Origin of the sequence: Paraburkholderia sp. J12 (assembly GCF_905220215.1) — a bacterium.
Classification (GTDB): Bacteria; Pseudomonadota; Gammaproteobacteria; order Burkholderiales; family Burkholderiaceae; genus Paraburkholderia.
Genome location: NZ_CAJMZC010000002.1, coordinates 270,565 through 297,370 on the forward strand (window position 1 = coordinate 270,565; position 26,806 = coordinate 297,370).

At 66.8% G+C, this 26,806-nt stretch carries 24 protein-coding genes and 1 pseudogene; 4 read left to right on the forward strand and 21 right to left on the reverse strand.

Features of this window, described 5'->3' with window-relative positions; genetic code table 11:
- Positions 1 to 37: 37 nt before the first annotated feature.
- From ptsP to U5760_RS06215, 8 genes are all read right to left on the reverse strand, one after another.
- The gene (ptsP, locus tag U5760_RS06180; RefSeq protein WP_322010402.1) at positions 38 to 1,777 is read right to left on the reverse strand and encodes a phosphoenolpyruvate--protein phosphotransferase; all 1,740 of its coding nucleotides are present in this window, start codon (positions 1,775 to 1,777) and stop codon (positions 38 to 40) included.
- Positions 1,778 to 2,024: 247 nt separating this feature from the next.
- Complete coding sequence (locus U5760_RS06185; RefSeq protein WP_028227727.1) at positions 2,025 to 2,294, reverse strand: HPr family phosphocarrier protein; 270 nt, start codon at positions 2,292 to 2,294, stop codon at positions 2,025 to 2,027.
- Positions 2,295 to 2,382: 88 nt separating this feature from the next.
- The gene (locus U5760_RS06190) at positions 2,383 to 2,868 is read right to left on the reverse strand and encodes a PTS sugar transporter subunit IIA (RefSeq protein WP_322010406.1); all 486 of its coding nucleotides are present in this window, start codon (positions 2,866 to 2,868) and stop codon (positions 2,383 to 2,385) included.
- Entirely contained in the window at positions 2,853 to 3,065 is a 213-nt protein-coding gene (locus U5760_RS06195) for a hypothetical protein (RefSeq protein WP_322010408.1), read from the reverse strand. Before U5760_RS06195 ends, U5760_RS06190 begins: the two co-directional genes overlap by 16 nt.
- A gap of 97 nt (positions 3,066 to 3,162) precedes the next feature.
- Complete coding sequence (gshB, locus tag U5760_RS06200; RefSeq protein WP_322010410.1) at positions 3,163 to 4,116, reverse strand: glutathione synthase; 954 nt, start codon at positions 4,114 to 4,116, stop codon at positions 3,163 to 3,165.
- 124 nt (positions 4,117 to 4,240) lie between these two features.
- Positions 4,241 to 5,530: a glutamate--cysteine ligase gene (gshA, locus tag U5760_RS06205; protein ID WP_322010412.1), complete on the reverse strand. Its 1,290-nt coding sequence runs from the start codon at positions 5,528 to 5,530 to the stop codon at positions 4,241 to 4,243.
- A 360-nt stretch (positions 5,531 to 5,890) separates the two neighbouring features.
- Positions 5,891 to 7,384: an ammonium transporter gene (locus tag U5760_RS06210; protein ID WP_322010414.1), complete on the reverse strand. Its 1,494-nt coding sequence runs from the start codon at positions 7,382 to 7,384 to the stop codon at positions 5,891 to 5,893.
- Positions 7,385 to 7,476: 92 nt separating this feature from the next.
- Complete coding sequence (locus U5760_RS06215) at positions 7,477 to 7,815, reverse strand: P-II family nitrogen regulator (RefSeq protein ID WP_027795982.1); 339 nt, start codon at positions 7,813 to 7,815, stop codon at positions 7,477 to 7,479.
- A 534-nt stretch (positions 7,816 to 8,349) separates the two neighbouring features.
- Here U5760_RS06215 and U5760_RS06220 point away from each other — a divergent pair.
- Positions 8,350 to 8,607: an accessory factor UbiK family protein gene (locus U5760_RS06220; RefSeq protein ID WP_028227733.1), complete on the forward strand. Its 258-nt coding sequence runs from the start codon at positions 8,350 to 8,352 to the stop codon at positions 8,605 to 8,607.
- 130 nt (positions 8,608 to 8,737) lie between these two features.
- Positions 8,738 to 10,294 (forward strand): YifB family Mg chelatase-like AAA ATPase, encoded by a 1,557-nt coding sequence (locus U5760_RS06225; protein ID WP_322010417.1) that lies wholly within the window; start codon positions 8,738 to 8,740, stop codon positions 10,292 to 10,294.
- 355 nt (positions 10,295 to 10,649) lie between these two features.
- Here the strand turns inward: U5760_RS06225 and U5760_RS06230 are convergent, their stop codons facing one another.
- Positions 10,650 to 11,228: a hypothetical protein gene (locus U5760_RS06230; protein ID WP_322010418.1), complete on the reverse strand. Its 579-nt coding sequence runs from the start codon at positions 11,226 to 11,228 to the stop codon at positions 10,650 to 10,652.
- A 182-nt stretch (positions 11,229 to 11,410) separates the two neighbouring features.
- Between U5760_RS06230 and U5760_RS06235 the strand changes: the two genes are divergently transcribed.
- Positions 11,411 to 11,947: a TlpA disulfide reductase family protein gene (locus U5760_RS06235; protein WP_322010419.1), complete on the forward strand. Its 537-nt coding sequence runs from the start codon at positions 11,411 to 11,413 to the stop codon at positions 11,945 to 11,947.
- Between the two features lie 57 nt (positions 11,948 to 12,004).
- On the opposite strand, the gene U5760_RS06240 is transcribed toward U5760_RS06235, so the two are convergent.
- From U5760_RS06240 to U5760_RS06280, 9 genes and pseudogenes are all read right to left on the reverse strand, one after another.
- Positions 12,005 to 13,366, reverse strand: a complete 1,362-nt coding sequence (locus tag U5760_RS06240) for a sigma-54 dependent transcriptional regulator (protein ID WP_322010420.1) — start codon at positions 13,364 to 13,366, stop codon at positions 12,005 to 12,007.
- 27 nt (positions 13,367 to 13,393) lie between these two features.
- Positions 13,394 to 15,376: a sensor histidine kinase gene (locus U5760_RS06245; protein WP_322010422.1), complete on the reverse strand. Its 1,983-nt coding sequence runs from the start codon at positions 15,374 to 15,376 to the stop codon at positions 13,394 to 13,396.
- 148 nt (positions 15,377 to 15,524) lie between these two features.
- On the reverse strand, positions 15,525 to 16,805 hold the full coding sequence (locus U5760_RS06250) for a dicarboxylate/amino acid:cation symporter (protein ID WP_322010424.1): 1,281 nt from the start codon (positions 16,803 to 16,805) through the stop codon (positions 15,525 to 15,527).
- A gap of 403 nt (positions 16,806 to 17,208) precedes the next feature.
- Positions 17,209 to 18,114: an ABC transporter permease subunit gene (locus tag U5760_RS06255; RefSeq protein ID WP_322010425.1), complete on the reverse strand. Its 906-nt coding sequence runs from the start codon at positions 18,112 to 18,114 to the stop codon at positions 17,209 to 17,211.
- Positions 18,111 to 18,974: a taurine ABC transporter ATP-binding protein gene (locus U5760_RS06260; RefSeq protein ID WP_322010427.1), complete on the reverse strand. Its 864-nt coding sequence runs from the start codon at positions 18,972 to 18,974 to the stop codon at positions 18,111 to 18,113. Before U5760_RS06260 ends, U5760_RS06255 begins: the two co-directional genes overlap by 4 nt.
- Positions 18,975 to 19,069: 95 nt before the next feature.
- Entirely contained in the window at positions 19,070 to 20,140 is a 1,071-nt protein-coding gene (gene tauA, locus U5760_RS06265) for a taurine ABC transporter substrate-binding protein (RefSeq protein WP_322010429.1), read from the reverse strand.
- Positions 20,141 to 20,454: 314 nt separating this feature from the next.
- Positions 20,455 to 21,438: a lipoyl synthase gene (gene lipA, locus U5760_RS06270; RefSeq protein ID WP_322010430.1), complete on the reverse strand. Its 984-nt coding sequence runs from the start codon at positions 21,436 to 21,438 to the stop codon at positions 20,455 to 20,457.
- A 170-nt stretch (positions 21,439 to 21,608) separates the two neighbouring features.
- Positions 21,609 to 22,394: pseudogene (gene lipB / locus U5760_RS06275) on the reverse strand (lipoyl(octanoyl) transferase LipB); the annotation flags it as partial.
- A gap of 111 nt (positions 22,395 to 22,505) precedes the next feature.
- A complete protein-coding gene (locus tag U5760_RS06280; RefSeq protein WP_322010432.1) occupies positions 22,506 to 22,832 on the reverse strand; it encodes a DUF2917 domain-containing protein in 327 nt (108 codons plus the stop codon).
- A gap of 99 nt (positions 22,833 to 22,931) precedes the next feature.
- Here U5760_RS06280 and U5760_RS06285 point away from each other — a divergent pair, with 99 nt between their 5' ends.
- On the forward strand, positions 22,932 to 23,909 hold the full coding sequence (locus tag U5760_RS06285; protein WP_322010434.1) for a transcriptional regulator GcvA: 978 nt from the start codon (positions 22,932 to 22,934) through the stop codon (positions 23,907 to 23,909).
- A gap of 94 nt (positions 23,910 to 24,003) precedes the next feature.
- Here U5760_RS06285 and U5760_RS06290 read toward each other — a convergent pair whose 3' ends face one another.
- The 3 genes from U5760_RS06290 to U5760_RS06300 are packed head-to-tail and all read right to left on the reverse strand — an operon-like array spanning position 24,004 to position 26,527.
- Positions 24,004 to 24,285: a DUF493 family protein gene (locus U5760_RS06290; RefSeq protein ID WP_415914050.1), complete on the reverse strand. Its 282-nt coding sequence runs from the start codon at positions 24,283 to 24,285 to the stop codon at positions 24,004 to 24,006.
- Positions 24,282 to 25,310, reverse strand: coding sequence for a D-amino acid aminotransferase (locus tag U5760_RS06295; RefSeq protein ID WP_322010435.1), 1,029 nt, complete (start codon positions 25,308 to 25,310; stop codon positions 24,282 to 24,284). The genes U5760_RS06290 and U5760_RS06295 overlap by 4 nt, the downstream gene beginning before the upstream one ends.
- Positions 25,307 to 26,527 carry a D-alanyl-D-alanine carboxypeptidase family protein gene (locus U5760_RS06300; protein ID WP_322010436.1) on the reverse strand — a complete coding sequence of 407 codons (1,221 nt, stop codon included), beginning with the start codon at positions 26,525 to 26,527 and terminating at the stop codon, positions 25,307 to 25,309. Before U5760_RS06300 ends, U5760_RS06295 begins: the two co-directional genes overlap by 4 nt.
- Positions 26,528 to 26,806: the final 279 nt, after the last annotated feature.

The window sequence follows — 26,806 nt, forward strand, 5'->3', positions numbered from 1 at the left end:
GATACGTAGAAAGACGATGCCGCATTTCGAGGCAAGCTCAGGCCTCACCCACGCGCTTGAGCGCCGCATGCAGTTCCTCGGGCTCGTAGGCGGCCAGCACGTCGGCCACGGGCTTCTCCAGCGTCTTCAGCTGCGAGCGCAGGATCTCCTGCTTCACCACCAGCAACTGGCTCGGGTGCATGGAAAACTCGGTGAGCCCCATGCCCAGCAAAAGCCGCGTGAGCGCCGGGTCGCCCGCCATCTCGCCGCAGACCGAGACCGGCACGCCCGCGCGCTTCGCCTCGCGCAGCGTGAGCGAGATCAGCTGCAGCACGGCCGGGTGCAGCGGGTCGTAGAGATCGGCCACGGCGTTGTCGGCGCGGTCGATCGCGAGCGTGTACTGGATCAGGTCGTTCGTGCCGATGGAGAGGAAGTCGAGACGCCGCAGGAACATCGGCAGCGAAAGCGCCGCCGCCGGGATTTCGATCATCGCGCCCACCTGCACGTTCGGATCGTAGACAAGGCCTGCGTCGTCGAGCTGGCGCTTCGCTTCGCGGATCAGGTCGAGCGTCTGGTCGATCTGCTGCGCGTGGGCCAGCATCGGAATCAGGATCTTGACCGTGCCGAACGCCGAAGCGCGCAAAATCGCGCGCAGCTGCGTGAGAAACATCTGCGGCTCGGACAGGCTCCAGCGGATCGCGCGCAGGCCGAGCGCCGGGTTCGCCGCCGTCTCGTAGCCGTCGGCCGCGGTCATCGCCTCGAGCGGCTTGTCCGCGCCCACGTCGATCGTGCGGATCGTCACCGGCAGCCCGTTCATCAGCTCGGCCGCGCGGCGGTAGGCGAAGAACTGCTCCTCCTCTTCCGGCAACTGGTCCTTGTGATTCATGAACAGGAACTCGGTGCGAAAGAGACCCACGCCGGTCGCGCCCGCGTCGAGCGCGGCCTGGGCATCCTCGGGCAGCTCGATGTTCGCGTAGAGCTGGATCTTGGTGCCGCACAGCGTCTGCGTGGGCGAGAACTTCAGGCGCTGGAGCTTGCGCCGCTCGAGCGCCATCTCGCTCTGGCGATACGTGTACTCCTCCAGCACGATCGGTGCGGGATCGACGATCACGACGCCATGATCGCCATCGACGATGATGAGATCGTCCTGGCGGATCAGCGCGCTCGCCTGCTGCACGCCCACCGCCGCCGGAATGCCGAGGCTGCGCGCGACGATGGCCGTGTGCGAGGTGCGGCCGCCCAGATCGGTGACGAAGCCCTGGAAGGTCTGGGTCTTGAACTGCAGCATGTCGGCGGGCGCGATGTCGTGCGCCACCACGATCATCTCGTCGCAGCCGCCGTGCAGCACTGCCGGCGACGCGCCCGCCAGCGCCTTGAGCACGCGCTCCACGACCTGCTCGATGTCGGCCTTGCGCTCGCGCAGGTATTCGTCTTCGACGTCGTCGAAGTGGCGCGTGAGGCGTTCGAGCTGCTCGGTGAGCGCCCATTCCACGTTGAAGCGCCGCGTGCGGATGAGGTCGATGGTCTCCTGGACGAGCATCACGTCCTTGAGGATCATCAGGTGCACGCCGATGAAGGCGCCCATCTCCGTGGGCGCATCGGCGGCGAGGTCGGAGCGCAGCGTATCGAGCTCCTGTTCGACCGCGACGAGGCCCGCGCGAAAGCGCTCGATCTCGGCTTCGATCCTGTCGGGCTCGATCAGGTAGTGGTCGACGTCGAGTGCGGCCGGGGCGATCAGATAGGCTCGCCCGATGGCAATACCGCGTGACACGGGAATTCCATGCAGCGTGAACGGCACGCGCACCTCCTCTGGTTATGTAATGCCGCGGCAAACCGCTGCAATGCGCTCTCTCAGACCCCGAACGCAATTATAAATTCCGTGCGCCCCTCATGCTTCATTCCGACCCTGCGTTAAGCCCTTTTAATGCGCGGGAAATATCGCCGTGCCGGGGCTCTCCGTTGCTCTTATGCACGCGCTAAAAAAAACGCCGCGGGCGAGCCGCGGCGTTCCTGCATCCGGTGACGACGGCGACGAAACGCGCCGGTCACTGCCCTTCGCCGAACTTGTCGGCGATCAGCTTCAGGAGTGCGCTCATGGCATCGGCCTCGTCCGGGCCTTCCGTTTCGATCACCACCGTACTGCCGATGCCCGCGGCCAGCATCATCACGCCCATGATGCTCTTCGCGTTGATGCGGCGGCCGTTGCGGCTCATCCAGATTTCAGACTGATAGTTGCCGGCCAGCTGGGTCAGTTTCGCCGACGCCCGCGCGTGCAGGCCGAGTTTGTTCACGATGGTCGTTTCTTGTTGCAGCATAGGTTCGATCCGGGCGCTATCTAGGTGTTGGAATGAGACGTGGACGGTGGCGGGTTCGGGCGTCGGTCTTTCGCAGTGAGCGCAACGCCTAGACCCCTGCCGGTTTCAGCTTGCCTGCCGCGAAATCCGAGGCCGCTTCGGCGCAAGGCGTGGGCGCGCAGGCACACTCGGTCGACGGGGGCGGCGTGGCCGGGCCGATCGCCTGGATGCCCTTGCTCGCGCCGGCCAGCGCTTTCTCGACGAGCGTGTCGAGCGGCGTCGTGCGATAGCAGACGGCGCGCACCAGCATCGGCAGGTTCACGCCCGCCAGCACCCGCACCTGGGGCTGCGTCGCGAGGCGCGAAGCGATGTTCGAAGGCGTCGCGCCGAACATGTCGGTGAGCACCAGCGCGCCGTTTTCCTCGCGCAGCCGCTCGATTTCCGCATTGGCCTGTCGGACGACCTCGGTGGGATCGCTGTCGGGAAGGACGTCGAGCGCGCCGACACGCGCCGGACAACCGCCATAGATGTGCGCGATGCAGTCGCGTAGCGCGGTGGCCAGCGGTGCGTGCGCGATGATCAGAATGCCTGCCATTTCAGCTTGACTGCCAAAAAACGGCTCGGGTTAAATGCCCGGCCGATCCTGTAGATCGCGTCCGGCAAGGCCGATCCCGAGGCCAGCCGCGAGCCTTCAGGGTCGGAACACACGCCGCGTAGCCGTCGTGCAGACGCCGTGTCGAGCGCCCGCCGGCCTGCCCGGAACGCGGGCTCGCGGCATTGTAGCAGGGTCATTTTCGCGCGGGCGAGGAGCTTTTGCTCGCGCCGCGACCGCACTGTCTCGCCCCTGCTACGCCTTTCAGTACCTTACATGCAGGCGCCCGGCGCCGATTCAAGCCGCCGCGCGCTCCAGCGCATCGACGAACATCGCCGCCACGTCGAAACCCGTCTGCTCCATGATCTCGCGAAAACACGTCGGACTGGTGACGTTCACCTCGGTGAGCCAGTCGCCGATCGCATCGAGCCCCACCAGCAGCAGGCCGCGCGCGGCGAGCACGGGCCCGAGCGTCTGCGCGATCTCGAGGTCGCGCGCGGTGAGCGGCTGGGCGCGGCCGAGCCCCCCGGCGGCCAGGTTGCCGCGCACCTCGTTGCCCTGCGGAATACGCGCGAGCGAGAACGGCACCGGCTCGCCGCCGATCAGCAGAATGCGCTTGTCGCCGTCCTTGATCTCGGGGATGAACTTCTGCGCCATCACGCTGCGCGCGCCGTCGTGGCTCAGCATCTCGATGATGGAGCCGAGATTCATGCCGTCCGCTTTCACGCGGAACACGCCCATGCCGCCCATGCCGTCGAGCGGCTTGAGAATCACGTCCTTGTGCTCGTCGTGGAACGCGCGCAGGCGCGCGGCGCTGCGCGTGACGAGCGTGGGCGCCACGAACTGCGGGAATTCGCCGATCGCGAGCTTCTCCGAATGATCGCGGATCGACTGCGGGCGGTTGAAGATCTTCGCGCCCGCGCGCTCGGCAATCTCGAGCAGCCAGGTGGAGGTCACGTACTCCATGTCGAAGGGCGGATCCTTGCGCATCACCACCGCGTCGAAACCCGTGAGCTCGCGCGATGCGTTCTGCGCGACGAACCACGTCTCGCGATGCAGGTCCGCCAGATCGCCGACGATCTCGAAGCGCCGCACGTCCGCCTCCACCCGGCCGTTCACCCAGGCAAGGTGCTGCGGCTCGCACGCGTAGAGCGTGTGGCCGCGGCGCGCGGCCTCGGCCATCATCGCGTAGGTCGAGTCCTTGTAGATCTTGAACCGCTCGAGCGGATCGGCGATGAAAAGAATGTCCATGTCGTCCCTGCGGCGCCCGGTTCGCGGGCGCGGGTTATCCGTTATCTGAAGAATGCGTGAAAAAGGCAGGCGCGCTGCCTGCCCCGCCTGCCTGATCCGCCTGATTAAGCCTGACTAAGCCCGATTAAACCTGGATTGCCTCGGGATCGGTCTTTTCCAGCTCGACCGATGCCGCGAGCAGCCCGAGCCGCGCCACCACGCCGTACATGTAGAAGCGGTTGGGCGGCGCCGCGCCGGGCTTCGCGCGCGTGTCGGGGAGCGCCGTGTGCTCGAAGCCGAGCGGCACGAAGTGCATGCCGGGCGCGCTCAGGTTCTGGTCGCGCTCGCGGCTGCCGTGCGCACGGTAGAAGCCGCCCACCACGTAGCGGTCGATCATGTACACCACGGGCTCGGCCACCTCTTCGCCGATGCGCTCGAACGTATAGACGCCCTCCTGCACGATCACGTCGCGCACTTCGAGGCCGTCCTTCGTCGCCGACATCTTCGCACGTTCGCGCCGCGTGAGTGCGGCGACCTCGGAAGCGTCGTGCACCATCATCACGCCGCGGCCGTCGGTGCCCGCGTCGGACTTGATGACGACGTAGGGCTTTTCGGTGATGCCGTACTCGCGGTACTTCTTCGCAATCTTCTTGAGCACGGCGTCGATGGCCGTGGCGAGCGCTTCCTCGCCCGTGCGCGCCTCGAAGTCCACGCCTTCCACGTGCGCGAAGTACGGGTTGATCATCCACGGATCCACGCCGACCATCTTCGCGAACTTCTTCGCCACGTCGTCATAACAGGCGAAGTGCGTGGACTTGCGGCGCACCGCCCAACCCGCATGCAGCGGCGGCAGCACGTACTGCTCGTGCAGGTTTTCGAGCACGGGCGGAATGCCGCCCGACAGGTCGTTGTTCAGAAGAATCGAGCAGGGGTCGAAGTTCTTCAGGCCCACGCGGCGCGCCGAGCGCTCGAGCGGCTCGAGCACGATCTTCTGGCCGTCGGCGAGCGGGATCGTGACCGGCCCGGCGATGTTCTCGTCGAGCGTGCCGAAGCGCACGTTCAGACCCGCCTGGCGCATGATCGTCGCGAGGCGCGCGACATTTTCGAGATAGAACGCGTTGCGCGTGTGCTGCTCGGGAATCACGAGCAGATTCTTGGCGTCGGGACAGATTTTCTCGATGGCGGCCATGGCGGCCTGCACGGCGAGCGGCAGCACCTCCTGCGGCAGACAGTTGAAGGCGCCGGGAAAGAGGTTGGTGTCGACCGGCGCGAGCTTGAAACCGGCATTGCGCAGGTCCACCGAACAGTAGAACGGCGGCGTGTGCTCCTGCCATTCCAGGCGGAACCAGCGTTCGATGGCCGGCGTCGCGTCGAGAATGCGCTGCTCCAGTTCGAGGAGCGGTCCGTTCAACGCCGTAACCAGATGCGGGACCATAAAGTCGTACTCGCGGACTAAAGCAATGATTGTAGGGAAAGCGGGAGTCTATCTGGGGACGATTCCGCGCGGTACAAGATGCCTTTTCCCTTACGCGGCGCAGGGTTAATCGGGGTGTCGCCACCCCGTTCGCCGCCTTTGCGCCTCTCGTCCCATTCTGGACCGCGCGAGCCCGCATGCGCAATGGGGGCGCCCGGAGCTCGCCGCCCCAAAGCCGCCGGCCGCCTTCGCGCCGCTTTCCGGCGCCCAAAAGAAAAAGGCCCGCCATGAAGGCGGGCCCAACTCGCTGCGCTGCTGTAAAACTGCTTACCCCGTAGAGACGCTTCCGGCTGCAGCCGGAAGCGTCCGGATTCATGCTGCTTATTCGACACGCTCGCCGTGCAGGATCACGTCGAGACCTTCGCGCTCTTCCTCTTCCGTGACGCGCAGGCCCATCACCATGTCGATGACCTTCAGAAGGACGAAGCTCACCACGCCGCTGTAGATGAGGGTCGTGAGGACGCCCTTGCATTGCAGGATGATGCTGGCGTCCTGGCCGCTGATGTCCTTGACCGCGAACACGCCGGTCAGGATCGCGCCGACGATGCCGCCGATGCCGTGCACGCCGAAGCAGTCGAGCGAGTCGTCGTAGCCGAGCTTGCCCTTGAGCCACGTGGCCGACCAGAAGCAGATCACGCCTGCCGCGACGCCGATCACGATCGAACCCGACACACCGACGAAACCGGAAGCCGGCGTGATCGCCACGAGGCCGGCGACAGCGCCCGAAGCGATACCGAGCACCGACGGCTTGCCCTTGAAGATCCATTCGGCGAACATCCAGCCGAGTGCGGCACAGGCGGTGGCGATTTGCGTCGTGAGCATCGCGAAGCCGGCACGGCCGTCAGCTGCGACTGCCGAACCCGCGTTGAAGCCGAACCAGCCCACCCACAGCATCGCAGCACCGATCAGCGTGAGCGTGAGGTTGTGCGGAGCCATCACTTCGCGGCCATAACCGACCCGCTTGCCGAGCACGAGACAGCACATGAGACCGGCGATACCGGCGTTGATGTGCACGACCGTGCCGCCTGCGAAGTCGAGGATGCCTGCGGCGGCGAGCCAGCCGGTCGGTTCCCAGACCATGTGCGCGATCGGCGAGTAGACGATGATCGACCACAGCGACATGAACACGAGCATCGACGAGAACTTCATGCGGTCGGCGAACGCACCCGTGATGAGCGCCGGCGTGATGATCGCGAACGTCATCTGATAGACGAAGTACACGGTCTCCGGAATGGTCGGCGCGAGGTGGCTCACGGTGAGCGTCACGCCCTTGTCGCCGTGGATGTAGTTCATGCCGGCGAGGAAGACGCGCGAGAAGCCGCCGATGAACGAGCCGCCCGGCGTGAACGCGAGCGAGTAGCCCACCACCGTCCAGATCACCGTGACGACGCAGGTGATCGCGAAGCTCTGCATGAGCGTCGCGAGCACGTTCTTCTTGCGGACCATGCCGCCGTAGAAGAGCGCGAGGCCCGGGATCGTCATGAACAGCACGAGCGCGGTGGAGGTCAGCATCCAGGCGGTGTCGCCGGAGTTGATCTTCGAGGCATCGACGGAGAACGGTGCGGTCGGCGCGGCCGGTGCGGCGGCGGCCGATGCATCGGCGGGGGCGCTGGCCGCAGGCGCGGCGGCGCTGGCTGCCGACGAGTCGGCGGCGGCGGCCGTTGCCGGGGCAGCCGCGGAAGCGTCCGGAGCGGACGCCGCGGCGGTGGGCGCCGACGCAGCGGCGGGCGCGGACGCGTCGTCGGCCAGCGCGGCGCCGACGCCGCCGGCCAGCAGCGAGCCGGCCATCAGCAAGGACATCAAAAGTTTGCGCATCTCGGTTTCCTCTTGTCTCTCTTTGTCGGCCAGAGGTGTCGCTTTAGCGACTTGCTCTGGTCCCATGCACTGAAGGTATGGTCACAGGGCGATCACAAGGCGTCTGCGCCGGTCTCGCCGGTGCGGATGCGGATCACTTGTTCGATCGGCGTGACGAAAATCTTTCCGTCGCCGATCTTGCCCGTGCGGGCTGCGCGTTCGATGGCCTCGATGGCCTGCTCCACGATGTCGTCGGACACGGCGGCCTCGATCTTCACCTTGGGGAGGAAATCGACGACATACTCCGCGCCGCGGTACAGCTCCGTGTGGCCCTTCTGGCGACCAAACCCCTTCACCTCGGTCACGGTAATCCCCGAGACGCCAATGGCCGACAACGCCTCGCGCGCCTCATCGAGCTTGAACGGCTTGATGATTGCTGTAATAAGTTTCATGTAGTCCTCGCTGTGGTTGCTTCATCCCTTTATTCGCATATGCAACGGGCGCCGGATGGACGGGTCACGCGCAGCCGGCGCACCGCGAGCCAACCGCTGTTCGGTGCGCGGGGCAGTATTAGCAACACCCGTGCCAATCTGCATGACGCCGACGCCGGCCGGCTTCGATGCAGGAATCGCGCACGGCGGAGACAATGCCGGTCCGCAAGCCGGCAGCCCCGGCCTGCGGGGCCTGGCCGGATGGCCAACGCGGCGCGCGGGCGGTGGCGTGGCGTAGGGAAGGTTGCTAGAGTGTCTTCAGGCTCTGTGGCCCGAAGGCATCGCCGGAAGACCGCGCAACGGGCGGCCGTGAAGCGGCGCGCGGCTTTTCGCCGTGCGCCGGGCAACACAGGTGTGCGCTTCATGACAGCACGCACCAGATGCGCTCATGAGCGCCAGCGGCTCCACGCCGACGCACCAAGTTCGTTCATGACAGGGTGCGAGGCACAGACGAAACGAAACATGCACATTTTTTGTGCAGAGAAGGGGAATCGAATGAAACAACCGAACGACGTATTCAATGATCTGCAAAATCGCGTGAGCGAACTCCTCAAGAATTCGCCCGCGCGCGACGTCGAGCGCAACGTGCGCGCAATGCTCTCGCAAGGCTTTTCGAAGCTGGAACTCGTGACGCGCGAGGAATTCGACGCGCAGACGCAGGTGCTCGTGCGCACGCGCCAGCGTCTCGAAGAACTGGAGCGCCGCGTGGCCGAACTGGAGCAGAAGCTGCCCGTGACTGGCCAGTCGTCCTGATCATTGACTGCGCAGCCACTGCAAGCGAGTCGTAGCTCGACCGCAATGGAACCGTAAAGGGGCACGAGCCTCACCAGCCTGGCGCATCACGAACGCTCACGTTCGACGGCGCCGTCCTTCGGAGAATCCCATGTCGCTTGCCGTGGTGCGCAGCCGCGCGCCGGCTGCTGGCCGCGCGCCGGAAGTCACCGTCGAAGTTCATCTCGCCAACGGGCTGCCTTCGTTTTCCATCGTCGGCCTGCCCGATCTCGAAGTCCGCGAAAGCCGCGAGCGCGTACGCGCCGCGCTCTCGAACTGCGGCTTCGATTTCCCCGTGCGCCGCATCACCGTCAATCTCGCGCCCGCCGACTTGCCCAAGGAGTCCGGACGATTCGACCTGCCCATCGCGCTCGGCATCCTCGCCGCCAGCGGGCAGATTCCCGTGGCCTCGCTCGGCCAGCGCGAATTCGCGGGCGAGCTCTCGCTCACCGGCGCCGTGCGGCCGATGCGCGGCGCCTTCGCGATGGCATGCGGCACCGCCCGCGGACAACACGATGCGGCTACTCCGGGGTCTCACACGCCCGAGCTCTACCTGCCGGCGGAAAACGCAGCCGAAGCGGCGCTCGTGCCGGGCGTCGATGTGTTCGGCGCCGCCGACCTGCGCTCGCTGTGCGCGCATCTCGCCGGCGAGGAAGGCGCCCGGCTCGCGCCGGTGCGCGCCTGCGGGCTGGACGCCGGCGCCGCCGGCGGCACGGCATCTATACCGGATATGGCCGATGTCATTGGCCAGCGCGGCGCACGGCGCGCACTCGAAGTCGCCGCCGCGGGTGGTCATCACCTGCTGATGGTCGGGCCGCCCGGCGCGGGCAAGTCGATGCTCGCCGCGCGCCTGCCGGGTCTCCTGCCGCCCATGACCGACGACGAAGCGCTCGCCTCGGCCGCACTCCTCTCCGCCAGCCCGATCGGGTTCTCGCCGCAGCACTGGCGGCAGCGGCCATTTCGCGCACCCCATCATTCGTCGAGCGCGGCAGCGCTGATCGGCGGACGCAATCCGCCCCAGCCCGGCGAAATCACCCTCGCGCATCTGGGCGTGCTGTTCCTCGACGAGCTCCCGGAATTCGACCGCCACGTGCTGGAGACTTTGCGCGAACCGCTCGAAGCGGGGGCCATCACGATCTCGCGCGCCGCGTGGCAAACCGACTTCCCGGCAGCGTGCCAGCTGGTGGCGGCCATGAACCCCTGTCCGTGCGGCTGGCGCGGCGATCCATCGGGCCGCTGCCGATGCACGCCCGAGAGCGCTGCGCGCTATCTGCGCAAGCTCTCCGGCCCCCTGCTCGACCGCATCGACATCCAGATCGAGATTCCCGCGTTGCCGACCGCCGAACTCGCATCCCGCGCCCAGGCCCCCGGCGAACGCAGCACCGCCGTCGCCGCACGCGTGCGCGCGGCGCGCGAACGGCAACTGGCGCGCCAGGGCAAAACCAATCGTGAACTGAGCGGTCGCGATACCGACGCCGTCTGCTGCCCCGACACGGCGGGCGAAACGCTGCTGCGCGAAGCAGGCGAGCGTTTCGGCTGGTCGGCACGCGCCTACTACCGCGTGCTCAAGGTCGCGCGCACCATCGCCGATCTGGCCGGCTCGGCGATGCCCGCCGCCGCCCATATCGCGGAAGCCATTCAGTACCGGCGGGTATTCGCGGACCGCTAGGGTCTCGCTCGCAAGTCACCACCGCGTCAAAATTGAGACGTCAAGACTTGACTTATGCACACTGCTCCGTATTGGCGCGCGAACTGTGAACAACCGGCATCCACGCGAACGAATTTTTTCAAGCCATTGATTCAATTGAATTTTATAAACTGCCAGGAACCCGTGCAAACTAACAAAAAGCCCACAGCGCGGCCCTGCCCGGCCAGTTCTCCTGCTTTTTCCACAAAGTTACCCACAGCATCTGTGGGTAACCCGTAAACCCTCAATCAAATCCGGGCATTAGCGCAAAAACCTGGAGTGGAACCTTCAGTCCTGCCCGCAGCCTCCCGCCAAACAAGGCATTCAACACGGATCCTCAATAGAGCCGAAACGACTGGAAGAACTGGTCGACCTGCTCGACCGGCGGCTCCGAGCGTCCGACGATCGCCACCTGGTAAGCGTGTGCGCCCTTCGCGACGAGACGCGCGTGGATCGTGCGCGGCTCCGCCCTCTCTGCGGACGATCCTGCCTTGCCCGTGAGCTGCATCTCGATACCATCGACCGAGCCGCCTCCCACGAGCGGCACGGCGACCTCATGCGTCTCGGGCGGCACGCCGACATTGCGAGCAAGGCCATCGCGCAGAAAAGCGATCGCGGCCCGCTGCGTCGCGGGCTGGGCGTCCGGCAAGTCGAGCGTGCCGACCACGAACACGGCGCCGTCCACTTCAACCGTCTGCATGCGCATGCGCATGGGCGTGCCGTCCACGTCGACGTCGCGCTGGTCGGAACCCGGTTTCGCCGGCAGATCGACGCTGTAGCCGCTCGTGTTGTTCGTGACCGTGCGCCAGTTGTAGTCCGGCGAACAGGCGGACAACGCCGCCGCCAGCAAGGCCACGAACCCAGCCGACGCAACGGCGCGCGGCAGCAGCCCGCGAGCAGAACGGGGACGGAACATGCGGACGGGCGAAACGCGAAGCTTTCGAAAAGCGGTCGGGAGCATGAAGCGCGGCAGCCTCGGTGAAAGGAACGCGACATTATCCGCCGCCAGTTCCGGACATAGCGCCCGCCAAACGCTATGCCGGGACATTCGGCGCTAGAATACTTCCGATTCGCCGCCTGGCGTCCGAGGTTCTGCCCATGACCGCTGCATCCCAAACTCCCCCGAAAGCGCCCCGCAAGGGCCCGATCCCCCGCATCGCCGCGGCGATCGTGGTCGTCGCGCTGGCCGTGGCCGGCTACTTCGCCTTCTTCGGCAGCCAGCAGCGCGTCCCGGACGCGACCTTCACGCTGCTCTCGGGCCAGAAGATCTCGACCGCCGACCTGAAGGGCAAGGTCTATCTCATCAACTTCTGGGCGACGAGCTGCACCACCTGCATGCAGGAGATGCCGCAAATGGTCCAGACGTATAACCGCTTCAAGGGCGACGGGCTCGAATTCGTAGCGGTGGCGATGAACTACGACGCGCCCATGTACGTCGCGAACTACGCGCAAACGCGTCAGCTGCCGTTCAAGGTGGCCATGGACGACGGATCGGCCGCGAAGCAGTTCGGCAACGTGCAGCTCACGCCCACCACTTTCGTCGTCGATCGCAACGGCAAGATCCTCAAGCGTTATGTGGGCGAGCCGCAGTTCGCCGAACTCGATCAGTTGCTGCAAAAAGCGCTCGCGACCTGATCGCAGCGCGGCGCCCCCACGAAACGGCAGCGGAATGACCCGCTGCCGTTTTGCTTTTCAGCCGCGCGCATCCTGATCCGCGCGCACGACAAGCCCATAGCGGCGGATCTTTTCGTAGAGCGTCGCCTTCGCCATCTGCAACTGCTCGGCGGCCTGCGCGACGGCGCCGCCCGTCTGCGCGAGCGCGTCCGCGATCAGCGCGCGCTCGTATTGCTCCACGCGTTCCTTGAGCGGCTGCGGCGCCGCTCCGCTGCCGTCCGCGGGCGCGGCGGCATCGTCGGGAATCCCGAGCACGTAGCGGTCGGCCGCATTGCGCAATTCGCGCACGTTGCCCGGCCAGTCGCGCTGCGCAAGACGCATGCGGTCGCGCTCGGTGAGGAGCGGCGCGGGACGCTGGTAGCGCACGGCCGCGTCGAGCAGGAAATGCTCGAAGAGCGGCACGATATCTTCGCGGCGCTCGGCGAGCGGCGGCAGCGCGATCGTCACCACGTTGAGCCGGTACAGCAGATCGCGCCGGAACGTGCCGGCCGCCACGTGCTCGCTCATGTCGCCCTTGGCCGCCGCCACCACGCGCAAATCCACGCGCACCGGCTGGTTCGATCCCAGCCGCTCGAGCACGCCGTCCTGCAGCACGCGCAAAAGCTTCACCTGGAGCGAGAGCGGCATGCTCTCGATTTCGTCGAGAAAGAGCGTGCCGCCCGCGGCGTGTTCGAGCTTGCCGATCCGGCGTTTGGTGGCCCCCGTGAAAGCGCCCGCCTCGAAGCCGAACATCTCCGATTCGAACATCGGCTCCGGCAGCGCCCCGCAGTTCACGGCGACGAACGGCCGGTCGCGGCGCGGCGAAAGTTCATGCAGGCTGCGCGCGATCAGCTCCTTGCCCGCGCCCGTGTCGCCGTTGATGAGCACGGCGGCGTCCGTGGGCGCGACGTTCGCAATCAGGCGGCGCACCTGCTCGATGGCCGGGCTCCGGCCGATGATGCGCGGCGCGAGCGGATTCTGGCCCGCCAGCTCGCGGCGCAGCGCGAGGTTTTCGAGCACCAGCATGCGGCGCTCCAGCGCGCGGCGCACGGTTTCGGTCAGGCGTTCCGCGGCGAAGGGCTTTTCGATGAAGTCGTAGGCGCCGTCGCGCATCGCCTGCACGGCCATCGAAATGTCGCCGTGGCCGGTGACGAGAATCACGGGCACGTCGGGCGCGCGTTCGTGGCATTGCGCGAGCAGTTCGAGGCCGCTTGCGCCCGGCAGGCGGATGTCGCTCACCACGACGCCCGCGAATTCGGCGCCGATCAAGGGCAGCGCGGCTTCGGCCGTGGCGAAGCCGGCGGCGTCGAAGCCGGCCAGTTGCAGGCTCTGCACGCCCGCGCGCCGCACCAGTTCGTCGTCCTCGATATAGAACACCCGGCCGGCGTGTTGAGTCACCATGTTGGTTCGCTATCCTGATTCATCGGTTCAGACATCGGCGGCCGGCACGCGCGCCGCGCTCACCTGCGCGCGGCGCAGTGTCAGCACGAAGCGGGCGCCGCCGCCGGGTTCGTTTTGCGCGGCGAGCGAGCCGCCGCAGTCGCGCGCGATCGACGACGAGATCGCCAGCCCGAGCCCCATTCCCTGCCCCATCTCCTTCGTGGTGAAGAACGGCTCGAAGAGGCGCGGCATCACGTCATCGGGAATGCCGGGGCCGTTGTCGCGCACGCTGATCGCAAGCGTCGCGGCCTGCACCTCGATGTCGATCGCAATGCCCGGCGCCGGCACGTCGGCGACGGCATCGAGCGCGTTGCCGATCAGGTTGATGAGCACCTGTTCGAGCCGCAGGTCGTCGCATTGCGCCACCAGATCGGCATAGGCGCGCTGCGGATCGAAGGCGATGCTGACCGTGTCGGCGGTATCGGGATCGTCAATGCGGTCGGTGAGCGTGAGCGTCACGCTCACGCCCGCAAGCCGCTTGCCGAGCAGCGCGAGCGCATTGCGCAAGGCGCCCGCCACCGGCGAACGCAGGCTGCGCGGTCGCGCCCGTCCCACGAAGAGCTTGAGCTGGTTGACGATTTTGCCCATGCGCTCGGTGAGCGAGCCGATCGCCTCCAGGTTCTCGTGCGCGACCTCGTACTGGCCGCGCTCCAGAAACACGCGCGTGTTGTCCGAGAAGCTGCGCAGCGCCGCGAGCGGCTGGTTGAGTTCGTGCGTGATGCCCGCCGCCATCTGGCCGAGCGCGGCCAGCTTGCTGGCCTGGATCAGTTCGTCCTGCGCGGCGCGCAATTCGGCTTCGGCACGCGCGCGCTCGTGCACTTCGCGCTGCAACTGTTCGTTGGCCTGCGAGAGATCGGCGGTGCGCTCGGCCACGCGTTCGTTGAGCATCGCATAGGCCTTCTGCAGCATCGCGCGGCTCTTCATCACCTCGTTCACGCGCGCGCGGCGCTGCCGCCAGTAGAAGCCGAGCAGGCACAGCGAGACATAGCCGAACCCCGTCATGACCGTCACGCTGCGCGCCGCGCCGACCACGGGGCCCACCGGCGACATCGTCACGAGCTGCCAGTCCGGCTCGCCCAGCGCGCGGCGCGTTTCCAGATAGCGCGGCGCGCGAATGCCGCTGCCGATGCGCACGATGTCGGCGTCGCCCTCCAGCACGCGCTCGACGTGCGTGGGCAACGGCGCGATGGTCTGGCGCGCGTACTGCTGGGTCTGGTCGATCGAGGCGAGGATATCGGCGGGCAGCGGGCGCACGGTGCGGTACTTCCAGGCCGGCACCGAGGAAAGGAAGATCACGCCGTGATCGTCGGTGACGAGAAGCGGCTCGGTGGAATCGGTGCCCGGAAACCATTCGAGATTGAGCTTGACCACCACCACGCCGACGATCTTGCCGTCGCGACGCACCGGCTGCGAGAGGTAGTAGCCGGGATCGTGCGAAATGGTACCGATGGCGAAGAAGCGGCCGACGCCGCCCCTCGCCGCATCGATGAAATAAGGCCGGAAACGGTACTGCACGCCGACAAAGCTGTCCGGGTCGCGCCAGTTGCTGGCTGCGATGCATTCGCCGTCTGCGCCGATGATGTAGGTCGTGGTCGCGCGCGCGTGGCGGTTGACGTCTTCGAGGTAGCGGTTGGCCGCCAGCACCCACTCGCGCTTCGGGTTCGCGAGCACGTCCTGCACGAGCGGATGTTCGCCCACGATATAGGGCAGCGATTCGTAGCGCTCCAGCGTGCTCTTGAGCGCGGCCGTGGTGCGGTCGCCGCGCACGGCCGCGTCGCGGCGCAGCGAGTCGATGCCGCTCTTCCAGGCGAGCGTCCACGTGAGTGCGCAAACCGCAGCAAGCCCGGCGGCGAGCACGAGGAGGATGAGCAGGCGGCGCGTCACGAGAGCGGCTTCCGGTAAATCGAACGGGATGGAGTGATTGTGGCACACGCCCGGCGCGCCGCGGCTTCGGCCGCGGCGGCAGCGCATGGCGCCACCCGTAGCGGGCAAAACGCCGGAGAAAAAAAGCAGCGCGCCGCAGGGGAACGACGCACTGCCGGGCGGCGGAGGGAAGCCGCAACAAGCGGGGACGGCGCGCGGGGCACAGGAGGCATCCCGCGCGCAGCCGGGCACTCGCTCAAGCGCCCGCGCCTTCCTTTACTTCGACCTCGCCCGCCAGCACGGCGCGCAGCTTCTCGCGGTCGAGTTCCTTCTCCCAGGCGGAAACGACCACCGTGGCCACGCCGTTGCCGACGATGTTGGTGAGCGCCCGGCACTCGCTCATGAAGCGGTCGATGCCAAGAATCAGCACCATGCCCGAGAGCGGAATCGTGGGCACCACGGCAAGCGTCGCCGCGAGGGTGATGAAACCCGCGCCTGTCACGCCGCTCGCACCCTTCGAGGTGAGCATCGTCACCGCGAGCAGCGTGAGCTGCTGGGCGAGCGTGAGGTCGGTGTTGGTGGCCTGGGCGATGAAGAGCACTGCCATCGTCATGTAGATGTTGGTGCCGTCGAGGTTGAACGAGTAGCCCGTCGGGACCACGAGGCCGACCACCGAACGCGAGCAGCCGAGACGCTCGAGCTTCTGCATCAACTGCGGCAACGCCGACTCCGACGAACTCGTGCCGAGCACGATCAGCAGCTCTTCCTTGATGTACGACACGAAGCGCACGATTGAGAAGCCCACGTAGCGCGCAATCGCACCGAGCACGATCAGCACGAACAGCACCGAGGTCAGATAGAACGTGCCGATCAGCTTGAGCATGGGGATGAGCGAGCCCACGCCGTACTTGCCGATGGTGAACGCCATCGCGCCGAACGCGCCGATGGGCGCGAGCTTCGTGATGATCTTGACGATGCCGAACAGCACGCCCGAAACGCCTTCGATGAACTCCGTCACCACCCGCCCACGCTCGCCGATCTGTGCGAGCACGGCGCCGAACAGCATCGCGATCAGCAGGATCTGCAGGATCTCGCCTTGCGCGAAGGCCGAGAACAGCGTGTCCGGAATGATGTGCATGAAGAAGTCCACCGTGCTCTGGCCGTGCGCCTTCTCCGCGAACGAAGCGACCGCTTTCGCGTCGAGCGTCTTCACGTCGACGTTAAAGCCCGCGCCCGGTTTGAGCACATGGGTGGCGATCAGGCCGAACACCAGCGCGAAGGTCGAGACGATCTCGAAGTAGAGCAGCGCCTTGCCGCCCACGCGGCCCACCTTCTTCATGTCCTCCATGCCGGCGATGCCGGTCACGACGGTACAGAAGATGATGGGGCCGATCACCATCTTGATGAGCTTGATGAAGCCGTCGCCGAGCGGCTTCATGTCGATGGCGAGCGCCGGCGAGTAGTGGCCGAGGATGACGCCCACGACGATCGCGACGATCACCTGGACGTAGAGGACTTTGTGGAGGGGTTTCTTCACGATCTTTCCTGAATCTGAAAGTAAGACGATGGCCGGGCGCAGGCAGGCGGCGCGGATGCACGATCCGGGCAACCGCCGCGCGGCGCGGGCCGCGACAGAACGGGGGAATCAGCGAAACCGGGAGGGGGTAATGGACATCGGCTGTCTCCTTGCTGTAGTTGTCGGACCTGGGTGGCCGTGAACCCCTTTTTGCAAGGTTGATGCCAGCGGCATCGTGTGCCGGAAGCCTTGATTTACAAGGATTTTCGGGTTTTCGAACGGTGAGGAAGTCTGGATTTCCAGAAAGCGCGACGGCGGGCGTCCGGGTTTCCGGAATAACCAGGGCCACGGGTTAGCCGTGGCCCTGGAAAAGAGAGCGCCGGAAAGCGCCCCTGGCAGGAAGGACAAAGCGAAGAGCAGCGCCTTAGCCGCGCCCCTTCCACGGCACGAGCCGCCGCTCCAGCGCGCGCATGCCGAGATCGAAGCCCCAGGCGATGAGGCCGATCAGCACGATGCCCATCACGACGACGTCGGTGCGCAGGAAGCTCGACGCGTTGAGCACCATCTGGCCGAGACCCGCCGTGGCCGCGACCATTTCGGCGGCGACGAGCGTGGTCCAGCCGAAGCCGATGGCGATGCGCAGGCCGGTGAGAATCTCGGGCAGCGCGGCCGGCAGCACGACGAAGCGCACGATCTGCCAGAAGCTGCCGCCGAGCGAACTCGCGGCGCGAATCTGCTCGACCGTGGCGCTGCGCGCCCCTGCGCGCGCCGCCATGGCGATGGGGGCGAAGCAGGCCAGCCAGATCACGACGATCTTCGCGGTCTCGTCGATGCCGAACCAGATCACGACGAGCGGCAGGTACGCGAGCGGCGGCAGCGGCCGGTAGAACTCCAGCGGCGGATCGAGCAGCCCGCGCGCGACGCGCGAAACGCCCATCAGGATGCCGACCGGAATCGCGGTCACGGCCGCGAGCGCAAACGCGCCGAACACGCGCAGCGCGCTCCAGGCGAGATGCTCGGAGAGCGGCAGGCCGCCCTGAATGCGCCCGTGGCACGCATCGACGAAAGCTTGCCAGACGGCTTCGGGTGTCGGCAGAAAAAGCGGCGGCAGCCAGTGCAGATGGGTGGCGAGCCACCAGAGCAAGGCGAGACCCGCGACCGACGTCGCGGAAAGCGCCGCCGTGGGCCCTTCGCCGGGCATGCGCCAGACCTTGGCGCTCGACGACACGTCGGGCGCCTCGGGCACCTGGGACACGCCGCGCGCGCCCTCCGCGGGGGAAACATGCGCCTTCAGCGCGACCTCGTGCAACGATTCCTGCGGAACGCTCATGGCATCCCCCTCCCGATCGCAGTGGGCGCTTCGGCGCTTGCCGCGACCTCCTCCAATGCATGCGACACCGCCGGCTCGCTCGCGCGCGCATGCAGCAGATGAATCAGCCGCTCGCGCCACGCGATGAATTCCGGCGAAGACTTCACCGCCCGCGCATCGCGCGTCTGCAGATAGCGCCGCGCGAACGGCAGCGCGTATTCGTGCTCGATGCGACCCGGGCCCGGCGTCATCACCACCACGCGGGTGGCGAGAAAAAGCGCCTCCTCCACATCGTGCGTGATGAAGAACACCGTCTTCTTCGTGCGGCCCCAGACGTCGAGCACGAGCTCCTGAATCGATTCGCGCGTCATGGCGTCGAGCGCGCCCATCGGCTCGTCCATCAGCAGCATCTGCGGATCGCTCGCGAGCGCGCGTGCGAGGCCCACGCGCTGCTGCATGCCGCCCGAGAGCGCATACACGCGCGAGCGCGCGTGCTGCTCGAGCCCCACCAGCGCGAGCTGCTCGCGCGCCACGCGCTCGCGTTCGGCCTTCGGCACGCCCTGAAAGCGCAACCCGAGCGCGACGTTTTCGAGCACGTCGAGCCACGGCATCAGCGCATGCTTCTGGAACACCACGCCGCGGTCGGCGCCCGGTTCCGTCACGCGCGCCCCATTCACGCGCACTTCGCCCTGGGCGGGCTGGATGAAGCCCGCGATGCAGTTGAGCAGCGTGGTCTTGCCGCAGCCCGACGCGCCCAGCGCCACGACGAACTCGCCGCTCGCCACGTCGAGATCGACGTTGGCGAGCGCGACGTTGGCGGGCGCGCCGCGCGTCGCGCCTTCATAGACGACGCTCAGGTTGCGGATTTCAAGCGTGCTCATGGTGCGGCCTTCCTGCAAGGGTCAAGCGATGCGGCTCAGTGCGGGGATTCGATGCGCCGGTTAGCCGGTTAGATTCGCCGGTTCAGTGCGCCGCTTCAATGCGGAGAAGCACGCTGAACGTACTGCGGATCGACGCCCACCGAATAGTCGGGCAGCACGTTCTGGATCGTCCCCTGCGCCTTGAGGAAGGTCGCGGTGGCGAGCAGCGACTGCGCCGCACCCGACTGGGCGCCGCCGCCCAGCCACGTCTTCGAGGCCTGCTCGGCGGGCGTCGGGAACGCGTAGAGCGCGAGGCTCGCGGGCACGTCCCCGGCATTCGCGCCCGACTCCTTCGCCACCGCCTGCACCTGCGGCGAAGCGGCGTTCCACGCGCTGCGATGCGCGCTGTAGTCGGCGTCGGCGGCAGCCAGCACCTTCACGAACTTCTCGACGAAGTCGGCGTTGTCCTTCGCGAAGCGGCGATCGACCACGAAGCCGTCGAAGGTCGCCTTACCCGTGGCCTTCGCCACCTGCCCCGAGGTAATCAGCACGTGGCCGTTCTTCTTCACCTGCGCGAGCACCGGATCCCAGATGTAGGTGGCGTCGATGTCGCCGCGCTGCCAGGCCGCCGCGACTTCAGGCGGACGCAGATTCACGATCTTCACGTCGGCGGGATTGACGCCCGCGTTCTGGAGCGCCACCAGCGTATGGAAGTGCGAGGTCGAAACGTAGGGCACGCCGATCGTCTTGCCCTTCAGGCCCGCCACGCTCGTCACGCCCGAACCGTCGCGCGCCACGAGGGCTTCGGCGTCGTTGATGTTGTCGAGAATCCAGAAGAGCGAGATGTCGAGCCCCTGGGAGAGGCCCGCAGCAATCGGGCTCGATCCCGCTTCGCCCAGTTGCACCGAGCCCGAGGCGAGCGCGCGGATCACGTCGGCGCCGCCCGCGAGCTTGCGGTAGGTGACCTTGTAGCCGGTTTCCTTCTCCACTTCTCCCGTCGCCTGCGCGTAGCGCCACGGCACCACCATGTCCTGATAGGCGATCACGACTTCGTGCTGATCGCTGTCGGCGGCCTGCGCGGCGTTCGCGCCGAACGCGCACGCCAGCGCGGCGGCAAGCGCCAGCGAGGTCGCGAGGGGTCGCGCGAAAGAACGCTTGATCGGCGACGAGGCAAAGGCGCGTTTCATCTGTACAGACTCCGAAGGATGTTCGATGGAAAGAAGAAGAACCCGACTATAGGGAGTCTGGCGGCAACCGGTTCTAATTTATCCGCGATAGCTAATGAGGCCGCTCGGGCATTGCTTTTTGCGCTGCAGTGGAAAAGCGGGCGCGGCAGGCGGATGCCCGTATCGTGCACCGCAAACGCCTCGTGCATAGGCGCAAAAAAGCCCGCATTTAGCGGGCTTTTCGCGGGATGAACCGCATTGGCGGCCGGTGTCCGACCCGAAGCTTCAAGCGGGCTTTCAATGCCGCTCCGGGCGGCTTACGCCGCCCCTTTCGATCAGACCACGCCTGCGCCGTGCGCCTGCAGATCGGCGTGGTAGCTCGAGCGCACCATGGCGCCGACGGCGGCATGCGTGAAGCCCATCTTGTAGGCCTCTTCCTCGTACATCTTGAAGGTGTCGGGATGCACGTAGGCGCGCACCGGCAGGTGGTGCTCCGAAGGCTGGAGATACTGGCCGATGGTCAGCATGTCCACGTCGTGCGCGCGCAGGTCGCGCATCACCTGGAGAATCTCTTCCTCGGTTTCGCCGAGGCCCACCATCAGGCCCGATTTCGTCGCGACCTCGGGATGCAGCGCCTTGAAGTCCTTGAGCAGCTTGAGCGAGTGCGCGTAGTCCGAACCCGGGCGCGCTTCCTTGTAGAGGCGCGGCACCGTTTCGAGGTTGTGGTTCATCACGTCGGGCGGCGCGGCGTTGAGAATCTCCAGCGCGCGGTCCAGACGGCCGCGGAAGTCGGGCGTGAGGATCTCGATGCGCGTGTCCGGCGACTGCTCGCGCACCTGGCGGATGCACTCCACGAAATGGCCGGCGCCGCCGTCACGCAGATCGTCGCGGTCCACGCTCGTGATCACGACGTATTTGAGCTTGAGTGCGCCGATGGTGCGCGCGAGGTTCGCGGGCTCGTTCGGGTCGAGCGGATCGGGGCGGCCGTGGCCCACGTCGCAGAACGGGCAGCGGCGCGTGCACTTGTCGCCCATGATCATGAACGTGGCGGTGCCCTTGCCGAAGCATTCGCCGATGTTCGGGCAGCTCGCTTCTTCGCACACCGTATGCAGGTTGTGCTCGCGCAGGATGTTCTTGATTTCGTAGAAGCGCGAATTGCCGGTGGCCGCCTTCACGCGGATCCATTCCGGCTTCTTGAGCTTCTCGATCGGAATGACCTTGATCGGAATGCGCGAGGTCTTGGCCTGTGCTTTCTGCTTCGCGGTGGCGTCGTAGGGGACGGCCTCGGGGGCGCCTGCGTTCGTGATTGCGTCACTCATTCTGTCGATCCAGTCAGGCCGCCGGCCGTCAGTACGGCGTCGGCCTGCGGTTGCGGCGGTTGCCCGCCTTCTGGCCGCGCTGCGGCCGGGTCCGGTGGAGCCGCTTCGGCTGCCGGGTCTGCGGCGGCCGCTTCGGCCACCGAAAGCGTGGGCGCGAGACTCGCGCCTGTGTCCTTTGCCTGCTGCGCCGCATGGCGAGCAGCGTGCGCCGCGAGGTTCGCCTCGAGCCGCGCGGCGAGCGTGGCGGCCACGTCCTGCCAGCTCGCGCTGACGCCGAGCGTAGCCATATCGACGGTTTCGAGGCCCGCGTAGCCACACGGATTGATCGCGAGGAACGGGTTCAGATCCATCGACACGTTCAGGCTCACGCCGTGATAGCTGCAGCCGTTGCGGATCTTGAGGCCAAGCGCGGCGACTTTGGCGCCCACGTGGGCGGCGCTCGCTGCTGTACCCGCTACTGCACCCGCGGCTGTACCTTCTGGCACGTAAATTCCGGGCGCGCCGGCTTTGCGCGCACCCGCGAGATTATACGCCGCCAGCGTTTCGATCACGGCCTCCTCGATGAGCTCGACCAGTTCGCGCACCATCAGCTTGCGGCGCCGGAGGTCGAGCAGCAGATAGGCCACCACCTGGCCGGGACCGTGATAGGTGATCTGGCCGCCGCGGTCGATCTGCACGAGCGGAATGCCGCTGTCGGCCACGAGCAGGTGTTCCGGCTTGCCCGCCTGCCCCAGCGTGAAGACGGGCGGATGCTCGACCAGCCAGATCTCGTCCAGCGTGTCGGCGGTGCGGGCGGCGGTGAATGCGCGCATCGCGTCGAAGCTCGCCTCGTAAGGCTCGAGGCCGCGCCAGCACAGCACGATCGGCGCAGCCGGCGCGAGATTCGACGGGGAAGCCGGCTCCGCCAATGCGGGGTCGGGTGAAATTTGCGGGGGTGATACCGGGGTGGCGCACATGATTTTCGGAAGTTTACCGAAATCGGCGCGAGCCCGCCGGATGGGAAAAGGGCGGGCGTATCGTCTGATCGCCCGCCCCTCGAAGCCAACCCGAACCGCCGGACTGCGGCCTCAAACGGAATACCACCCGTCGCCCTTGTGAATGCCGAAGCGCGTCGCGTAGCGCGCGAGTGCGTCGAACATGCGCTCGCCCAGCCGGACCGGCGATTCGAACGCCACCCACGCGGCCCCGCCGCCTTCCGCGCCGATCCACAGACGCTCGCCGCGCCGCAGCCTGAGCGTGTGGCCGGGTTCGAGCCAGTAATCGGCCGTGTCGTCGCTACGCGTGAGCCACACTGCGCCGCAGCGCACCGTCACCCGCGTGCTGCGCGTCACGCGCACCGAAGCGACTTGATCTGCGAGCACCTCAAACGTGATATCCGAAGAAATTTCTCTCATTTCCGCCTCCGCCAAAGCTGTTTCCATGGCTACAATCGTAGGCGCAGCAAGGACTTAGGGAAAACGATCAATTTTCACGGCTATGTGAGAAAAATTACGATGGACCTTCGCCAACTCCCTGCACTGAATGCGCTCAAGGCGTTCGAAGCCGCCGCCCGCCACGAAAGCTTTTCGCGCGCCGCCGACGAACTCTTCGTCACCCACGGCGCCGTCAGCCACCAGATCCGGGCGCTCGAAGGCGAGCTGGGCGTCGCCCTCTTCGCACGCGACGGCAAGCGCGTGCGCCTCACCGACACGGGGCGCCGCTACGCGCTCCAGGTGCGCGACGCCCTCACGCAGCTGATCCACGCCACCCAGGAAATCCGCGCCGGCGACCGCGACCGGCGGCTCGTGGTAACGATCCTCTCGTCGTTCGCGGCGCGCTGGATCACGCCGCGCATCGGCCGCTTCATCGAGGCGCATCCGCAATGGGACGTCGAACTGCAATCGACGAACCAGCTCGTCGACCTCACGCGCGACGACGTCGACATCGCGATCCGCTTCGGCTACGGCCACTATCCGGGCCTGCACGCCGAACTGCTGCTCGACGAGATCTTCTTTCCCGCCTGCTCGCCGAACTTCAACGGCGGCCGGTTGCCCACCGAGCCGCGCGAGCTCGCCGGCTTCCCGCTGCTGCGCTCGGACGACGAACTCTGGCGCCCGTGGTTCGATGCGGCCGGCCTCACGGACTTTCCCGAGCCCAAGCGCGGCGTGCTCTATCAGGATTCGTCGAACCTGCTGCAGGCGACCATGGACGGCCAGGGCATCGCGCTCGTGCGCCGCTCGCTCGCGGTGCCCGAGATCACGCTCGGACGCCTCGTGCGGCTCTTCAAGGACATCGACGGTCCGAGCCCCTGGCGCTACTACTTCATCTGCACGCCGCAGCGGCTGGAGACCGAGCGCGTGCAGGCGTTTCGCGCGTGGGTGTTCGACGAGGTCGCGCGCTTCAGGAAGCTCTACGAGGATGCGTGCGAGGCCGGCCCGCTGATGACGGCAGCGGCCGCCGCATTGCGCGAGCGGGCCGGAGAAGGCCCCTGAGCGGGCAATCCGCGCGCCGCAAAAAAGACAAGGGCCGCACGAAGCGGCCCCTTACCCGGCTAAAGCACTAAAGCGCACAGCGCGCGACGCGCGCTTACAGCACGATCTTCACCATCGGATGCCCGGTGAGTGCGCGATAGATGTCGTCGAGATGCGCCTGGCTCGTGGCGCGCACGGTCACGGTGAGGCCCGTGTAGTTGCCGCCGCTCGACGGACGCGTTTCGATCGCGTGCTCGTCGAAGGCGCCGTCGAACGTGCGGATCACGGCAGCGATGGTCTGCGTGAATTCCGGGTGCGTCTTGCCCATCACCTTGATCGGGAAGTCGCACGGGAACTCGATCAGCGATTCCTTCGCGGTGTTCAGCGTTTCGCTCATTTTTCTACTCCTTGCGGCGTGCCTTGCAGCGACATAGCCGCGATAGTCTGATTGTGCAGTGCCTGCGCCTGCGCGATTTCGGCAGCCGAGCGCGCCTTCACGCGCTGATACGCCGCGTAGAGCGCCGCATACACGGGCCCGGGCTTGCCGCTGCCCACGGCCGCGCCGTCGAGCGACGTCACCGGCAGCACTTCCTTGGTCGCCGAAGTGACGAGAATCTCGTCGGCCGAACGCAGTTCGGCTTCGTCGATCTGGCGGGCTTCGAAGCGGATGCCGCATTCGCGCGCGAGCTCCTCGACGAAGCCGTAGCGAATGCCTTCGAGCAGCAGGTTGCTCTTTGGCGGCGCGTAGAGCGCGCCATCCTTCACCACCCACACGTTCGACGACGACGCTTCGGTCAGAAGCCCGTCACGCAGCTGGATCGTCTCGAACACCCCATGTTCCACGGCGTATTGCGCCATCAGCACGTTGCCGAGCAGCGACGTCGATTTGATGTCGCAGTTCAGCCACCGGCGGTCCTCGGCGGTGACGCAAGCCACGCCGCTCGCGCGCTGCGCGTCGCCCGGCAGGCGCATCGGGTTCGCCATCACGAGCACCGTGGGCCGGATGCCCGCGGGAAACGCATGGCCGCGCTTCGCGACGCCGCGCGTCACCTGCACGTAAAGGTTCGCGTGCTCGTCGCGCGCGATTGCCCCCGCGGCTTCGTTCGCTTCGATCACCTGGGCGATCAGCTCGCGCCAGCCCGCCTCGTCGAACGGATTCGCAATCGCGACCTTGTCGAGCGAACGCGCGAGGCGCGCCAGATGCTGCGCGATGCGAAACGGCACGCGCACCGTCTCGCTCGCGCCCTCGGCGGCGAGCGCATAGACCGGCACCACTTCGTAGATGCCGTCGCCGAAGATGAAACCGCGATCCAGCACCGGCACGCGCGCTTCGGAAAGCGGCGTGAGCTCGCCGTTGAGCCAGACGAGCGGCTCCGGCGCCGCCCCGGCAGCCTCGGGAGACGAAGGGGCCGCGACGCTCATTTCTTCTTGTTGAACATGAGCATCAGCGAATCCCACACGCGGCCCACGACGCCGGCCTGCGGCACCGTCTGCAGCGCGACGATCGGGAACTGCGCGAGTACCTTGCCGTCCGCGCCCACGAACTTCGCCGAGCCGACCTGCTGGCCGTCTGCGAGCGGCGCGATGAGCGGGCTCGTGAGTTCGACCTGCGGCCTGGCCTTGTCGGCCGCGCCCTTGGGCAGCGTCACGTACTGGTCCTTCTTCACGCCGACCTTCACCGTATCGTCGGCGCCCTTGTAGACGCGCGGCGTCGCCACCACCTGGCCCGCCTGGTAGATGCGCGTGGTGTCGTAGGCGCTATAGCCGTAGTTCAGCATCTTCATGCTGTCCTGCACCCGGTCGTGCTCCTTCTGCTCGCCCATCACCACCGAGACGAGACGGCGCTCGCCGCCGCCCGCGATCGGGCGCCTGGCCGAAGCGATCAGGCAGTAGCCGGCAGCCTCGGTGTGGCCGGTCTTCAGGCCGTCGACGGTCGGGTCGATCCACAGCAGGCGGTTGCGGTTCGGCTGCTTGATGTTGTTGTACTTGAATTCCTTGACCGAGAAGATGCTGTAGTACTCGGGATAGTCGCGGATCAGGTGCGTCGAGAGCGTGGCGAGGTCGCCCGCCGTCGTGTAGTGATTCGGGTCGGGCATGCCGTTCACGTCGGCGAAGTGCGTGTGCGTCATGCCGAGCTTCTGCGCTTCGGCATTCATCATGTTGACGAAGTTCGCCTCGCTGCCGCCCACAAGTTCCGCGAGCGCGATGGCCGCGTCGTTACCCGACTGGATGATCATGCCGTACACGAGGTCGTGCACGGACACGGGCTTGTTCGCCTCGATGAACATGCGCGATTCGTCGTTCTTCACGCGGCGCACGGCGTCGCTCGGCGTGACGATCTGGTCCATCGAAATCTTCCTGGTCTGCAGCGCCTCGAACACGAGGTAGGCCGTCATCAGCTTTGTGAGCGAAGCCGGCTCGACGCGCTCGTCGGCATTGCCCGACGCGAGCACCTGGTTCGCCGTCGCATCGACGAGCACCCACGAACGCGCGCTCACCGCGGGCGGCGGCACCTGCGCGAAAGCGCTGGCCGATGCGAGCAGCGTGGCCGGGAGAAGCGCGCCGAGCGTGACTTTGCGAACGAGTGCAGGGGAAACGAAAGCGGAGGAAGACGGAAGGCCGGAGGAGAGAAAACGCATAGGTTCGAGTCGGGCAGAGTGAACGTTGCGCGCCATGCGGCGCACGGTCTGAGAGAGCCGGTGAGGACGCGTGACCGCGCTGACCCGGCGAAATTCGGCGAATTCCGGCGCGGGCGGCGGCGCAAGCGGCGAGCGTTGGACCGGCGGCGCAGCGACAGGTTCGCGCGCGGCGCCATGGGCGCACCGGCCGGTCAAACGGCGCCTCGCGCCGCGAACCGCGGGCTGCGGCGTCCACAAAAAGAACGGCCATTATACGCGCCGCGTTGCGGCGTTTTTTCG